The organism is Paenibacillus sp. T2-29 (assembly GCF_052921365.1).
On the sequence record NZ_JBREVE010000002.1, the window covers coordinates 98,832 to 113,073 of the forward strand.

General features: G+C 44.6%; 13 protein-coding genes and 1 riboswitch. Of the genes, 5 read left to right on the plus strand and 8 right to left on the minus strand.

The window, feature by feature from the left end:
• Positions 1–140 precede the first annotated feature (140 nt).
• From ACU1JV_RS06135 to ACU1JV_RS06150, 4 genes are all read right to left on the minus strand, one after another.
• Entirely contained in the window at positions 141–1,724 is a 1,584-nt protein-coding gene (locus tag ACU1JV_RS06135) for a S1C family serine protease (protein WP_413985819.1), read from the minus strand.
• Positions 1,725–1,920: 196 nt separating this feature from the next.
• Positions 1,921–2,229, minus strand: a complete 309-nt coding sequence (locus ACU1JV_RS06140) for a hypothetical protein (RefSeq protein WP_013370127.1) — start codon at positions 2,227–2,229, stop codon at positions 1,921–1,923.
• A gap of 84 nt (positions 2,230–2,313) precedes the next feature.
• A complete protein-coding gene (locus ACU1JV_RS06145) occupies positions 2,314–2,889 on the minus strand; it encodes a 3D domain-containing protein (protein ID WP_013370126.1) in 576 nt (191 codons plus the stop codon).
• 61 nt (positions 2,890–2,950) lie between these two features.
• Positions 2,951–3,832, minus strand: a complete 882-nt coding sequence (locus tag ACU1JV_RS06150) for a putative sporulation protein YtxC (RefSeq protein WP_040101779.1) — start codon at positions 3,830–3,832, stop codon at positions 2,951–2,953.
• 239 nt (positions 3,833–4,071) lie between these two features.
• On the opposite strand from ACU1JV_RS06150, the gene ACU1JV_RS06155 reads away from it, so the two are divergent.
• The 4 genes from ACU1JV_RS06155 (at position 4,072) to ACU1JV_RS06170 (ending at position 7,335) form a co-directional block, all read left to right on the plus strand.
• The gene (locus ACU1JV_RS06155) at positions 4,072–4,467 is read left to right on the plus strand and encodes a hypothetical protein (protein WP_137078152.1); all 396 of its coding nucleotides are present in this window, start codon (positions 4,072–4,074) and stop codon (positions 4,465–4,467) included.
• Between the two features lie 197 nt (positions 4,468–4,664).
• On the plus strand, positions 4,665–5,159 hold the full coding sequence (locus tag ACU1JV_RS06160) for a cation:proton antiporter regulatory subunit (protein ID WP_017426654.1): 495 nt from the start codon (positions 4,665–4,667) through the stop codon (positions 5,157–5,159).
• A 4-nt stretch (positions 5,160–5,163) separates the two neighbouring features.
• Complete coding sequence (locus ACU1JV_RS06165) at positions 5,164–6,390, plus strand: cation:proton antiporter (protein ID WP_064963906.1); 1,227 nt, start codon at positions 5,164–5,166, stop codon at positions 6,388–6,390.
• Between the two features lie 84 nt (positions 6,391–6,474).
• On the plus strand, positions 6,475–7,335 hold the full coding sequence (locus ACU1JV_RS06170) for a YitT family protein (protein WP_137078151.1): 861 nt from the start codon (positions 6,475–6,477) through the stop codon (positions 7,333–7,335).
• Between the two features lie 96 nt (positions 7,336–7,431).
• On the opposite strand, the gene mqnC is transcribed toward ACU1JV_RS06170, so the two are convergent.
• From mqnC to metA, 4 genes are all read right to left on the minus strand, one after another.
• A complete protein-coding gene (gene mqnC / locus ACU1JV_RS06175) occupies positions 7,432–8,565 on the minus strand; it encodes a cyclic dehypoxanthinyl futalosine synthase (RefSeq protein WP_029516502.1) in 1,134 nt (377 codons plus the stop codon).
• A gap of 419 nt (positions 8,566–8,984) precedes the next feature.
• Positions 8,985–10,163 carry an aminotransferase class I/II-fold pyridoxal phosphate-dependent enzyme gene (locus tag ACU1JV_RS06180; protein ID WP_165081453.1) on the minus strand — a complete coding sequence of 393 codons (1,179 nt, stop codon included), beginning with the start codon at positions 10,161–10,163 and terminating at the stop codon, positions 8,985–8,987.
• Positions 10,160–11,344, minus strand: coding sequence for a PLP-dependent transferase (locus ACU1JV_RS06185; RefSeq protein ID WP_137078149.1), 1,185 nt, complete (start codon positions 11,342–11,344; stop codon positions 10,160–10,162). The genes ACU1JV_RS06180 and ACU1JV_RS06185 overlap by 4 nt, the downstream gene beginning before the upstream one ends.
• A 124-nt stretch (positions 11,345–11,468) precedes the next feature.
• Entirely contained in the window at positions 11,469–12,386 is a 918-nt protein-coding gene (metA, locus tag ACU1JV_RS06190; protein WP_040101786.1) for a homoserine O-acetyltransferase MetA, read from the minus strand.
• Between the two features lie 117 nt (positions 12,387–12,503).
• Positions 12,504–12,630: riboswitch (SAM riboswitch) on the minus strand.
• A gap of 549 nt (positions 12,631–13,179) precedes the next feature.
• On the opposite strand from metA, the gene corA reads away from it, so the two are divergent.
• Positions 13,180–14,115 (plus strand): magnesium/cobalt transporter CorA, encoded by a 936-nt coding sequence (gene corA, locus ACU1JV_RS06195; protein ID WP_013370115.1) that lies wholly within the window; start codon positions 13,180–13,182, stop codon positions 14,113–14,115.
• Positions 14,116–14,242: the final 127 nt, after the last annotated feature.

Sequence of the window (14,242 nt, forward strand, 5' to 3'; positions counted from 1 at the left end):
ACTCCTTTATCTCTTCTTCTTTTCCCTCTATTGTAGCAGGAGTAGACGCGTGTAGCATCTTGCCACCGCATACAGCAAGAAACGGAAGGGGCGTCTTCCTTCCGTTTCTTACGTTCATGTTCAATTTTAGAGTTATTCTCTTACTGCTGAAGAGTCGAGCTAAAATCATTTTTGTTGCCTATTTTCAGCTGAATATCTTTTTTCTGCCCGGCTCGTTCGATGTTAAGCGTAAGTGCTGTACCCACTTTTTGTTTTTGGATAAATTGAATTAACTCCTGTGATGTGCTATAAGGCGTGCCATTAGCTCCGATAATTACATCGTAAGGACGCAGATCGGCCTGATAAGCTGGTGATTTGTATATAATATCCCGAACAACCGAGCCTTCGGTCAGAGATGTACCCAATTCCTTGGCTACTTCAGGGCTCAAGTTTAGCAGACTTGCACCAATGAAAGGTACAGGTTCTTTCGGAATAGGTTGGTTATTTTTCAGCTTATCGACGACTTCCAAAATCGTATTGGACGGAATCGCAAACCCGATCCCTTGTGCATCTGCACTAACAGCTACGTTCATACCGATAACCTGCCCTTGAAGATTTAACAACGGTCCGCCAGAGTTACCAGGATTAATGGAGGCATCCGTCTGAATGAGATGCTTGTATTGCGTCGGTTTTCCAGTTGATTCACTGTTAATGGTGATAGTACGCTCTTTCGCACTTAGCACACCGGCTGTTACTGAATGTTCAAAGCCTTCTGGGTTACCGATTGCAACCATCCACTCACCGACTTTAGCGTTATCGGAGTCTCCCAAGGTTACGGTAGGGAAGTTATTTTTTCCTTCAATTTTAAGAACTGCCAAATCTAGATCTGCATTTTTGCCCAAGACCTTGGCTTCGTAAGGCTTGTTGGTTCCCTCTACTGTAACCTGAACCACACTCGCGCCTTCCACAACATGGTTGTTGGTCAGGACGTAACCCGATTTATCAAAAATAAAACCGGAACCAATACCCAGCGGAGTCAGCTGTCCACTGTTGCTACCTTCATTTTCGTTACTATTGCCGCTGCTGCCACTATCGCCATACTGATTACCGAAAAAGTATTGATACAGCGGGTCATTGTAATAAGGGCTGCTTTGTCTGCCGCTGCCAGCACTCGATTGCTTGGCAAGCGTTTCAATTTTGACGACTGCCGGGCCAGCCTTGGCCACAACAGATTGAACATCAGCCGTACCTGAAGGCATCACAGCTGGAACTGCGCTTGGAGACGAGTTAGTGGTTCCCGAATTCGTCGTTTCTCCGCTTTCAGCTGCCGCCGAAGTCAACGCTGTCTCCGGTGTGAACATATTGGTTCGGTCAGCTGTATACATCAATACCGTAATGACCAGCATTCCGGCTAAAAAAGATAATAAGATCGTTTTTACCTGCGACTTGGGTTTATTGGGTTTAAATTGCCAGTTTCCACTATTCCGACCAGAACCATCCTGTTGCTCAGGCATAGCACGTTGATAAGAGGAAGGAAGCGGTCTCACTGCCTGCGGTGGCGTAATCTCAACGTCCTCCGCCGACTGCCCTTCCCTGCGTTGTCCGTTCGACTGCACTGAGGAAAAAGGGCCATAGGAATAATAATATGAGGAACCGTTTGAATCGTTTTGCCGAGTTGCTTTATCGTTATCAACCTGATCATTGTCGTTCCGGCGCCCGGAATTATTATTTTTAAATTCGTCCATTGTATATCTCCTCCCAAACCCTATGCTTCAAGGTGGTGTTGTTTAACTGACTTTATTTTGCACTTTAAACCTTAATTCCACCTTAAAAAAAATTAAAAAGGAGATAAAACCTCAGACCTATTGTATCTAGCCACTTTTACTCAACGCGAAATGCTCCGGAATTCAATCCGGAGCATTTCGCGTTGAGTATGCTTTTTTATTTTGTGTTAAAGTTCTCGTCGAACTTTTCGTTCGGTGTTTGTGCATTGCTTTGAATTTTGCTGCGACTGGAGTTTTGAACTTTTTGCGCTACTGCACTTGTACCGCCTTGATCTGTCGCAAATTCTTCGTCATACTTCTCATTTGGTGTTTGGAAGTTGTCTTGAATTTTATTTTGTTCAGACTGCTTTACCTTTTGAGAAACAACGCCTACCGTATCATCTTGTGCAAATTCCGCTTTGAACTGATTTCCTGTGTTTGCCTTGAAGCCTTTGTTCGTGAAAGAACTTCCGCCTTGATTTGGCATATTCCTCAACCTCCCAGTATGGTTTGCGGGATAAGCTCATCCCGAAACATAGTATGTGAAGTCAGGAAAAACAATATTCAAGGATTATATGGAAGCATCCAGTGTCTCGGGCGGAATGGTCTTATGCGTTTCTATCGCCTTTTGCAGCGATTTTATCATTTTTTCTGTACATTTTCCGTTTCCTTTTTTTATGATTTGAACATCCACATCTTTCTTGCCCCATTCAGAATACACCTGCCGGATTGTTTTAAAATACAAGTCAATTTTATTGCCCTTAATCGCTGAACCTGTATCTGCTACAATCCCGTAGCCGTAACCTGGAATGTACAATATGCTGCCCAAAGGAAACATCTTCGGATCAGCCGCAATCGTGGACAGTGTATTTTTGTCACGACGCACTTTTACACCGGAATACGTAATACCGTAACCGGGATGATTCGGCCGTTTGCCAGTGGATTCATAGCCTGCTGTATATCCTGTTGCCGTGACCGTCATGGTCGTAATAACCTGCTCTTCGCGTGGAGCCAAAACAGGTGCAGACTGCCATTTCTTATGCTGGACCGGTTCTTTGTGACCGTAAACCTCATTGCCGGGCAATACCAGACAAATTGCGATTAACATGGCTCCCAAAACCCGTTTCCATACCAACATGGATCTCATAAAAAACCTCCCCTTGAGGCAAAGGCTTTCCAGAAATCCATGGGTTTATACGAACTATTGATTATTTTTGAACATCCTGCCCCGGATAAAGTCTGCTTAGCTTCACTTTATCTTCAAAAATATGCAGGAGCGTCCGCACAATAGGGGTGTGCTCATCGTCTGTGTGCAATATAATGGAAGCAGGAGATATCGAAATAAGGGTACTGACGATTCGATCTTCAACCTCCATCTCCAGTTCAATACCGGGCATTTCCACAATAATATCATCTGCATCAGGAGTCGGTATGGGCACCATGGCACTATCGAGAATGGTAAAATCATGCCCCCCTTGGTGAAGTACATGCACGAGTGGAACTTTGCTTTCCTGAAAAAACACAAAATATTTAAGCAGCCCCATAAATTCTTCGTATTGCCGATCTGCCCAGAATTCTTCCATGGCATAGTCAACGATTTCTTCAAGCTCTTTTTTATACGCATGCAGTCTGAATTGAATAAGCCCTTCCAAATTGATCACACGAAGCTCCTTGAAATCCTTTTCCAGGAGAGTGGTCAGCTTACCATGACGCTTTAAACGTCCTCGGGGACCATCATCATTTAACAGTGAGCGAATCATACTACGAATTTGTTCAACGTCCTCTTTCTCCAGCAACGAGCAGGCTTTGTTGAGAATATGATTGAGTATCCTCCACTCCCTGACTTCGATAATATAATCCGCTATTGCCGAAGACATGATGCTGTATACACAGGGAAGAAAGCTTTCAAACGCCGAATTGCTTTCAGTGCCCTTGCAGGTCCATGCCACTTTGTTGTCCAGCTGTCTGAAAGTGAATCGAAATCCGCGCCGTGACATATGTAGTCCCTTGGTTCTACTTTTGACCACTTCGTAAAAACGGTCGGTTTCTTGATCTCCGTCTGTATTGGTCCACACTGTAAACAGTTCCATTGGCTCACTCCTTTCGATCACTGCTTTCAGTATATGGCGGCCTCCGAAGGGTTATACGAAGTGAACGACTGGAAACAGAAAGACATATGCAAAAGAGGCTGATCAGGTTTCAAAGAGACGTGAATCGTGTTATAAACAATTACCGTGATTAGGTAAAAAACGAAAGCCGTTTGAATATTTAGGGCGGGGTATGTTAAGGTTATAGTGATATGAATTTTTCACAAGAGGGAGGAGATAAGATGTCAACGATGCTGAACATGCTGCGTACATTCATGATCGTCATATTGAGCCTCGTTCAGATTTTGTCCCTCCCTGTGACGTTTCACGCGGAAGATACCACTCAATCCCTTCAATTTACTTTAGGTTCTTCACTTATGCCTCAGGCTGAGGTTACTTCGTTAGAAACCGATTCTCACGGTCTGGAACATCATTCCAAACCAGCGGTACGCAAATCCTCCCCGTTACTTCATCTGGTGATTGCTGCGGCTAAATCACTTCCCTTTGTCATTTTGATAGCGCTTGTGCTGCTCATGAGCATTCCTAAGCTACGTCTGCCTTTTATTCCTGTCATCTGTAAGCTAAAGAAGCAATTATTCTTATTCCCCATCAAATTCACCTCTAGTTATGTGGCTTAACCTCCTTTTAGCATGCATATCACCACAATTGCATGTCTCTTTGCTAACTTTTCCTATTCATCTAATGCGTAAAATTAATTTTATATTTTTTATTTAAAATTTGATGAATTCTAATTTTATCATGTCATTCCCAAAGTATGTGATTTATTTCCCATATCATTCACTTAAATAAACGTATTATACAGGAGGCTTTATAAATGGATATTCGAGAGTCTATTTTGCCAGGAATCGGAATTAAGTATCGAATAGATGCGGAGAGTGGTGACCGAATTGTCATTATTATTCATGATGATGGCAGACGTGAACTATATCACTTTGATTACGAGGATCTGGAACAAAGCATTTCTATGACAACCCTGAATGATCAGGAAGCACGATTGGTAGCCTCTATCATCGGTGGTATGACTTATAAGCCCAAGCAGCTTGAAAGTGTAGAAATGACTTTTGACGATTTTATTATCGAATGGTATAGAGTGGAATCCCACTATGCAAGTGTTGGCAAATCCATCGGGGAGCTGGATGTAAGGCAAAATTCGGGCGCCACGGTTATTGCCATTGTGGAGAAAAAGGGAAAAAAATATGTAAATCCTGGCCCTGAAGTGATTATTAGCGATGATGCCACTGTAGTTGTTGTTGGAGAACGTGACCAGCAGAAACGCTTTAAACAAATCCTTATGAACGGAAGCGGGTGATTGGATGGATCATCTGGTATTTGAGGTTGGATTGGCTATTGCTCTAATCGCTGCAGCTGGGCTGATATCCTCCAAACTGCGCTTCTCGGTCATCCCTTTTTATATTCTGATCGGAATGGCAGTTGGACCGCATGCGATGGAGCTATGGCATTTTGATTTTCGGTTTATCGAAAGCGCCCCGTTTATTGATTTTATGGGGAGAATCGGAGTGCTGTTTCTTCTCTTCTACTTAGGGCTGGAGTTCTCAGTAGGTCGGTTGATTAAATCAGGTCGTTCCATTGCTGTAGGCGGTACCATTTATATTGGCATCAATTTTACACTGGGGCTGGCTCTGGGCTTTCTGAGCGGCTTTCCTGTAGCAGAGACACTGGTTATTGCCGGAATTACGACAATATCATCCAGTGCTATTGCAGCCAAGGTGCTGGTCGATCTCAAGCGTACCGCTAATGCTGAAACAGAAATGATTTTAGGTATTATTATGTTTGAGGATGTTTTCCTCGCCGTCTACATCTCCATCCTCTCCGGATTGGTTCTTAGCGATTCTTCCTCGCTCGGGGGTGTACTGCTATCGGCACTCATCGCGCTTGGCTTTATGCTTGCAGTTATTATTATCGGTCGAAAGGCCGTCCCTCTGCTAAATCGGATTCTCCGTATCCGCTCCAATGAGGTATTCGGACTTGTTGTTTTTGGCTCACTGTTTCTGGTGGCTGGCTTTTCGGAAACGATTCATGTAGCGGAAGCTATTGGAGCCCTGCTGGTTGGTCTAGTACTGGCCGAAACGGAACACGCCAAACGGATTGAACATTTAATTGTTCCTTTCCGTGATTTCTTCGGTGCCCTGTTCTTCTTCAGCTTCGGACTCTCCATTGATCCGCTGTCCTTAGGAGGTAACGCCATATGGCTTGCGCTGGCAGCAGTCCTTCTCACACTATTTGGTAATATTTGGGCGGGTATGCTGGCTGGGCGTACGGCGTCCTTATCTCCCAAAGCATCCGCAAATATCGGTTTAACTATTGTGGCGCGAGGCGAATTTTCGATCATCATGGCCAACTTGAGTAAAGAAGGCGGTTTGCTTGATATTGTTCAACCTTTTGCAGCCATCTATGTACTCATACTGGCAATTCTTGGACCACTTCTGACAAAGCAGTCAAAGCCTATCTTTAATATGCTAAACAAAATATTCAAATTTAAGGACCCTCGTTTACGAAAGGAAGAAAGCAAATCGGCGTAACTGTAAAAGCTGGATACGACAATCCATAGGAGGGAAGGCTATGCCGCACGCTGTAAAACATGCCGAAACTCTATGAGGCGGCTTGTGAAGCCCGCTTCAGGAGATGCGAGCAGGTTCCCTGTCTTTTATACGGTGATTGGCGGAATTACGGCATCCGTCGGTCTGGAATTGTTTTTACATCCGCACGATATGATCGCTGGAGGCGTTACAGGAATCTCCAGACTCATGTCGCTTTACACACAGGAGCATTTTGGATTGCTGCTATTCGTATTAAACTTGCCACTAATGCTGCTGTATTCTTTGTTTACTCACAAGCCCATGCTGCTTCGCGCACTCCCCGGCTTGTTTGCCTTTTCAGGCTCAGCCATCATTCTCTCGCCTTTTCCGGCAGTGAGCGGCCATCCGGTCGTATGCGCTTTGGGAGGCGGAATCTGTATTGGGCTTGGCGCAGCACTGACAGCTCGTCACGGGGGGCTGCTTGATTCACTAGGACTTAGCGAATCTGACGATGGCCGTCCATCCACTTTGGTACTAACCCATCGGAAAATTCCGTTAATACAGATTGTAATGTTGTGTAATGGCCTGCTGCTCATTACGGCTGGCTTTGTGTTAGGATGGGAGCCAGCCCTCTATTCCGCCTTATCCTGTCTCGCTGCATATGAAACGACCCGGCTGATGTTTACTGGTCTGAGACGCATGGTCTGTGTTGTCAGCAAAAAACAGCAAACTGTCGAAGATGCCATATATCGCAGGTTGCGTTTACACGGCACACCTATTGAAGGCTCTGCCCAGATAAAGGGGAAGATGAAAAGTGAATCAGATAAAAAAGAACAAATGGTCATCGTTTACAGCGTTCATCTTCTAGATTTGCAGCGCTTTAAGGCAGTCATCCAAATGGCAGACCCACAGGCTGAGATCATGTATATGAAACGATGGAAAGCATAGCAAAGTAACACATCAAAAAAACGCTTATCTGCACTAATCTATGTATAACGATTAGTACAGATAAGCGTTTTGTAATGAACACTATATTAACGGATATTAATTTTGCATGATAAAATCATGTTCAATACTGCTGGCACTGTCAAAAGTACGAATAATATCATAACGGGTATTACGCTGTGCCGGAATGTGACCCGTCTCACGGATCAACTGTAAAATGGATTCAATGTTAACCTTATACGTTGCGCCTGCAGCGGAAACTACGTTTTCCTCAATCATGGTGCTACCAAAATCATCGCAACCGTAGTACAACGATTTTTTACCGATTTCAGGTCCCATAGTTACCCATGAGGATTGAATATGCTTGATGTTATCCAATACAAGACGACTAATCGCAACGGTCTTCAGATATTCCTCCGGCGTCTGACGTTCCTTCTTCAGGTTGGTATTGTCTGGCTGGAAGGTCCAAGGAATAAAGGCCAAAAATCCTTCAGAATTATATTTGTTTTCAATGCATTCGTCCTGAGCATCACGAACACGCAACAAATGCAGCGCACGCTCCTCCATCAACTCGCCAAAGCCAATAACCATCGTAGCAGTCGTGTTCATCCCAACCTTGTGAGCCGTTTGCATGACATCCATCCAATCACGCCAAGAGCCTTTGAGACGGCTAATTTTGCGGCGTGTGCGGTCATCCAAAATTTCTCCACCCCCGCCCGGAAGCGAATCCAATCCAGCTTCATGAATGGCGCGGATTGTTTCTTCCATAGAAAGACCAGATTTCTCCTTCATTTTGTGAATTTCAGCTGGCGAGAAGGAGTGCATCGTAATATCGGGAAAACGCTCCTTGATACCTTTCAGCAAATCGGTATAATAACTGAACGGCAGATTCGGGTTCACACCGCCTTGCATTAGAATTTCGGTGCCACCTACTTCCTGCGTTTCCTTGATCTTCTGAAAGATCACCTCATCCGGCAAAACATAACCTTCATCAGAACCTGGTCTACGATAAAAAGCGCAGAAGCGACAGTATACGTCACACACATTTGTATAGTTAATATTTCGTCCGATAACGAAGGTTTTAACGGGATCGGGATGCATGCGATTCATAACTTTATTCGCCGCATGACCGATTTTTTCTACCTCGTCTGATTCGAACAAAGCAACGGTATCCTCTAAATTCAGGCGTTCGCCGCGTAGGGCTTTATCTAAAATATGGTCGATTACACTCATGGTGTATCCTCCTTCGCTGTCACAGGGCGACGAAATGAACGACAGGACTTATGAACGAGAATGCTTTCACAAACCTGCGTTCGAACCCTGCCGTAATGTATGTTCATGACTAGCCTTGTATGTTGTCTGTGCTATTTAGCATAGTAAAACCTAATGATAATACTAACATATCTTTAGGTAAGGAACCATACTTATTCCCGCTTCTTTCTGCTTTTCACCTAGGAAAACAGGCAACTGCCAAGCTTATCTCAACGTTGCATATAGCCAAAAAATAAGAAAACAGAACTGAAAAGTGTCTTTTTTCACACTGTCGTTCATGTTATTTTATAGAAAACAGCAAGCCTCCTGAAATACTGGAAACTTGCTGTTTAGTACTGTACATATTTACTCCGACGAAGATGCTGCGATGTACTATCGCTCTAGCACAGCGCCTCATCCAGATCACTGATCAGGTCATCAATGTCCTCCAGACCTACGGAAAAACGGAGTAGACCGTCCGTAATCCCGCGCTCCAACCGGACACTTTGCGGCATAGCCGCATGTGACATCATTGCTGGGTACGACAAGATACTTTCCACAGCTCCCAGACTCACCGCCACAATGGGAATACGTACACGACTGAGGACCTCTTTTGCACGCTCACCAGAACCCACATCAAACGATATCACTGCACCATAACCGCTCGATTGACTCTCATGAACTGCACGCCCTGGATGGTTCTCCAAACCCGGATAGTATACCGCTTCAATGTCATTGCGCTCGTTTAGCCAGTTTGCAAGCTTAGCTGCACTTTTTTCGCTGTGAGCCATACGCGCCTCTAGTGTCTTCATCCCACGCATAAGCAACCAAGACTCTTGCGGAGCCAGCACGGTACCCAATCCATTCTGCAGCTGCTTGATTTGTCTCCCCAATGATTCAGTACGAGCTACCGCAAGTCCTGCCAGTACATCACTGTGTCCACCTAAAAACTTGGTCGCACTGTGCAATACAATATCGACTCCCTGCTCAATCGGACGTTGATAATAAGGTGTCATAAAAGTATTATCCAATAACGTCAACAGCCCATTATCCCTTGCCCAAGAGGTTATTCCTGCCACATCGGTAATTTTAAGTGTCGGATTAGAGGGGGTTTCCATATACACAGCCCTTGTATTTTCCTGCAACGCCTCTTTCACAAGGTTGAGATCCGTCATATCGACGAAGGTCGTTTCGATATTCATCCGTTTCAAGATGGAGGTCAGCAGTCGATATGTCCCTCCATATACGTCCTCCGAAACAATGACATGATCACCAGCCGATAAGAGCATAAATGTAGTGGAGATAGCAGCCATACCAGAGGCAAAGGCAAAACCGCAAGCTCCGCCTTCTAATAATGCGATATAATCTTCTAAAGCTTGTCGTGTCGGATTACCTGAGCGGCTATAATCATGCTGCGGAGGATTAAAAATATCATGATGGTGAAAGGTCGAAGCTTGATAGATCGGGACACTCGATGCCCCTGTAACACTGTCAATTTCAGAGCCAAAATGCAGCAGCTTGGTTGCGAATTTCCGCCCTTTGCCCTGATCCTCTCCGATCTTCCTCGCATCCTCTATCATTGCTGCTCCCCTCCTTCTACTTCTTGACGTGCCGCTTCCAGTGCCGAACGCAAATCTTCAATCAGGTCATCTGTATGCTCGATACCTACGGAGAAACGAAGCAACCTGTCATCTACCCCGACTGCATCCCGAATTTCTGCCGGTATGTCCGCATGTGTCTGCACAGCAGGATAAGTCATTAGCGATTCCACACCGCCCAGACTTTCGGCAAACGCAATAAGCTTAATATGACGAAGCAAAGGCTCCACATAACGAGCATCCTTTACTTTAAAGGAGAAAATCCCTGTGTTTCCGCTGGATTGTTTATTTTGTATCTCACGACCCGGATGACCTTCAAGCGCCGGGTAAAATACTTCCGCCACTGCCGGATGCGTCAGTAAATAATTAGACAACACCGTTGCATTATGCTCATGTCGATCCATGCGCAGCGCTAACGTCTTCATCCCCTTCATCAACTGATAACAGTCGCTCGGGGAAAGCACGGCTCCTATGGAATTGTGCAGGAAGGAAATTTCAGCTGACAGCTCTTTTCCTTTGGTTACAATCAACCCTGCCAGCACATCGTTGTGCCCGCCCAAATATTTGGTTGCGCTATGTACCACAATATCCGCACCCAGTTCCAATGGCCGCTGGAAATATGGTGTTAGCAGCGTATTATCTACAATAGTAAGCAACTCATGTTGTGATGCCCATGAAGCCACCGCTTGAATATCAGTTATCATCATTAACGGGTTTGTAGGCGTTTCTATGAATACAGCTTTGGTATTCGGTCGACATGACTGTTGGAGTGCTACAAGATCGTTTGTATCCACATAGCTTGCGGTCACACCAAATTTGGATAAAATACGCTCTAGCAAACGATAGGTCCCGCCATAAAGATCCAGCGATACAATGAGGTGGTCTCCCTGTCCAAACAATGCAAATACAGTTTGCAGCGCTGCCATACCTGAGCTGCAAGCAAAGCCTGCATCACCAGATTCAAGTGCAGCAGCAGCCTCTTCCAGTACCTTTCGCGTGGGATTAATCGTCCGAATGTAATCAAACCCAGTGCTTTGGCCCAGACGGGGATGGCGGAACGCCGTAGATTGGTAAATCGGGTAATTAACAGCCCCAGTTACTGGCTCCTCAATTGAACCAATTTGTGCCAATCTGCTTTCGATTTTCCATTGTTTCTCACTCATATGAATCCTCCTGTTCACTTCCATAGTAGGTGCTATAACATATGCTGCAAAAATGGATGTCCTAGACTATACTGCTGCGCTACTGCAAGGCGTTACTGTATAAGGGTAAACGACAAGCCCCTTTTTAAATCTGAGGTCCGATATCATAAGGTGTTTCTTGGTATACATAATAGTTAAGCCAATTTGAAAATAATAAATTGGCATGAGCTCGCCAGATAGAGGGTGGTATGCGTTCAGGATCATCGTTAGGAAAATAATTTTTGGGGACGTCAATATCCAGTCCTTTGGCCACATCGCGGTCGTATTCCCATTTCAGTGAAAGCGGGTCATATTCAGAATGCCCTGTTACAAAAATTTGTTTACCGTCAAGTGTGGCTACTAGGTATACTCCAGCTTCCTCGGATTCGGATAAGACTTCTAATTCGGCAATATGATCAATATCTTCCCGCCGAACTTCTGTATGTCTGGAGTGAGGAGCATAAAACAGTTCATCAAAGCCGCGTAGCAATTTTACTTTAGGTTTAATTACGGTGTGTGGAAATACGCCAAAGCATTTGGTGTCGAGCCCGTATTTAGGGACATCGAAATGATGGTATAAGCCTGCCTGTGAGGCCCAACAGATATGCATGGTCGAAGTTACATTCGTTTTCGTCCATTCAAAGATCTGCCGGATCTCTTCCCAGTAGTTCACATCCTCAAACTCAAGCTGTTCAACCGGAGCTCCTGTAATGACCATGCCGTCAAAACGACTGTTCTTGATCTCATCAAACGTTTTATAGAACATGTTCAAATATTCTTGCGATGTATTTTTGGATATATGAGACTTCATATGCACCAACGTGACATCTACTTGTAGCGGCGTATTACCGACTAAGCGCAACAGTTGGGTTTCCGTCGTTTCCTTGGTAGGCATTAAATTCAAAATGGCGATACGCAACGGACGAATATCCTGATGATAAGCCAAGCTTTCATCCATTACGAAAATATTTTCGCCCTCCAGCACTTCCTTGGCAGGCAGCGTGTCTGGGATTTTAATCGGCATGTAAACTCACTCCTTGATCGGTAAGTTGTGCGAAAATCGTCTGGTAGAGATGCCGGGCATATAATAAAAAGACCTTTCTCAGTTAGAGAAAGGTCATATTTGTATCCATATGCGCCTCTCTCATCTGTCAGGGCTACGCTTTTTTGTACAAAGCGCGAGTCCTGCAAGAATTAGCACCGTGCGATAAAAATCGCCGGTTGCCGGGTATCATCGGGCTAGTCCCTCCACCTGCTCTTGATAAGATTTCGCTATATTCATTTTGGGTTCACAAAGTTCTTGTTGTTCACTTTAATGCATCGGCTGGGCTTCGTCAAGATGGACTTATAAATTTGTGCCCTGCATTCACATTTTGTCTACCTTTTCCATAGGTTAAATCATATCCTCGCTGTCGTAGAAGCTCATATGACTGCTGTTGATTTTGCCCATGATTTTGCGCTTGAAAGGCCGTAGGCCGAGCGTTATACTATACAAGTGCTAATAGGCAAAAATATGGTGCAGCAGTGTAGATTAGAGTGTTTTCTGCGATACTGTGGCAATCTAAAAAAGAACATTTGTGAGGTGAATCCGGAATGGAAGGCGACCCGAGTCCGAATAGGCGGCGATCCCTGAACAACAGCATAGGAATGACTTCAGCTTGCCGAAAGACGGGACGCCAGGCTCTGCACGCTCCAAAAGCCTTCTGCTTTTGATGGTATGCACGCTTACCCGAACCGGCTAACTGGCTAACTGAGTCCATTCCTTATGCTTAAGGTAAACGTATTTCCGTTACGACGGAGCATAAGGAGTGACATATATGAAAATCCGTTTGGTTAACAACGGGGTTTTTACCCCTGTCGAAGAAATTGAAATGGCGCTCACTGCACCGGCAGAAGGCTTTTATTGGATTGATGCCGATGTCGAGGATTTGACAGTGCTCCAGCCCTTATTTTCTATGCATGATCTTGCAGTAGAGGACTGTTTAAGTGAAGAAGAACAGCGTCCAAAGATTGAAATTTATGAAAGCCATTATTTTATCGTTGTAAATAGTATTCGTTTTGATGATGAAGAAATATTTTTGCGTGCTTTGAACATTTTTCTCGGCCGCCATTTTATCATTACGGTGACCAAGCAGAAAATCAATGAGCTTCGTACTCTCAAGCCTATGCTGTGGGAGCAGGAAGTCAGCCAGCCTGACCGTTTTATGTATCTGTTGGTCGACTTGATCGTTGACAACTATTTTCTGGTTGGTGACCGGATTGAGGTTCGTATTGAAAAGCTGGAAGAAGACATTCTAATGCATACGAAAAAGTCGCACTTGAACGAAATCATCGGCTTGCGCAGTGAGATTCTATGGCTAAAAAAAGTGCTCGGTCCGCAAAAGGAAGTCATCAATACCCTGAACAAACGGGATTTGCGACTTATCGACGATCAACTACAAAAATATTTTAGCGACATTTATGAAAATGCTGTGAAAATTTCGGAGACTTTCGAAACTTATCGCGACTTAATGGGGAACCTTAGAGAAGCTTATCAGTCAAGTATCGCCAACCGTGCTAATGAAATCATGCGTGTGTTTACCGCCATTACAACCGTATTTATGCCGTTGACGGTCATTACCGGAATATATGGGATGAACTTTGATAATATGCCTGAGCTTCATACACGTTATGGTTATTTTGTCGTCATTGGGATTATGGTGGCACTAGGTGTCAGTATGTTCTGTATTTTCCGCAAGAAGGACTGGGTTTGAAAAGAAGAGAGTAAACCAAAACTACCAAGCTGGGTGTTTATTCCGATTTTTCAAGCTTGGTCATCAAAAGCAGCAGCTGATTCCTATGAGGAACTCGCTGCTGCTTTTTTTATATTGCACCTTATTT

Coding starts and splice junctions, on each gene's coding strand:
- mqnC (WP_029516502.1), bottom strand. CDS start 8,565: ATGAGTGTAATCGACCATATTTTAGATAAAGCCCTACGCGGCGAACGC.
- ACU1JV_RS06140 (WP_013370127.1), bottom strand. CDS start 2,229: ATGCCAAATCAAGGCGGAAGTTCTTTCACGAACAAAGGCTTCAAGGCA.
- ACU1JV_RS06185 (WP_137078149.1), bottom strand. CDS start 11,344: ATGAGTGAGAAACAATGGAAAATCGAAAGCAGATTGGCACAAATTGGT.
- ACU1JV_RS06135 (WP_413985819.1), bottom strand. CDS start 1,724: ATGGACGAATTTAAAAATAATAATTCCGGGCGCCGGAACGACAATGAT.
- ACU1JV_RS06145 (WP_013370126.1), bottom strand. CDS start 2,889: ATGAGATCCATGTTGGTATGGAAACGGGTTTTGGGAGCCATGTTAATC.
- ACU1JV_RS06160 (WP_017426654.1), top strand. CDS start 4,665: ATGGATATTCGAGAGTCTATTTTGCCAGGAATCGGAATTAAGTATCGA.
- ACU1JV_RS06150 (WP_040101779.1), bottom strand. CDS start 3,832: ATGGAACTGTTTACAGTGTGGACCAATACAGACGGAGATCAAGAAACC.
- ACU1JV_RS06165 (WP_064963906.1), top strand. CDS start 5,164: ATGGATCATCTGGTATTTGAGGTTGGATTGGCTATTGCTCTAATCGCT.
- ACU1JV_RS06180 (WP_165081453.1), bottom strand. CDS start 10,163: ATGATAGAGGATGCGAGGAAGATCGGAGAGGATCAGGGCAAAGGGCGG.
- ACU1JV_RS06155 (WP_137078152.1), top strand. CDS start 4,072: ATGTCAACGATGCTGAACATGCTGCGTACATTCATGATCGTCATATTG.
- metA (WP_040101786.1), bottom strand. CDS start 12,386: ATGCCGATTAAAATCCCAGACACGCTGCCTGCCAAGGAAGTGCTGGAG.
- corA (WP_013370115.1), top strand. CDS start 13,180: ATGAAAATCCGTTTGGTTAACAACGGGGTTTTTACCCCTGTCGAAGAA.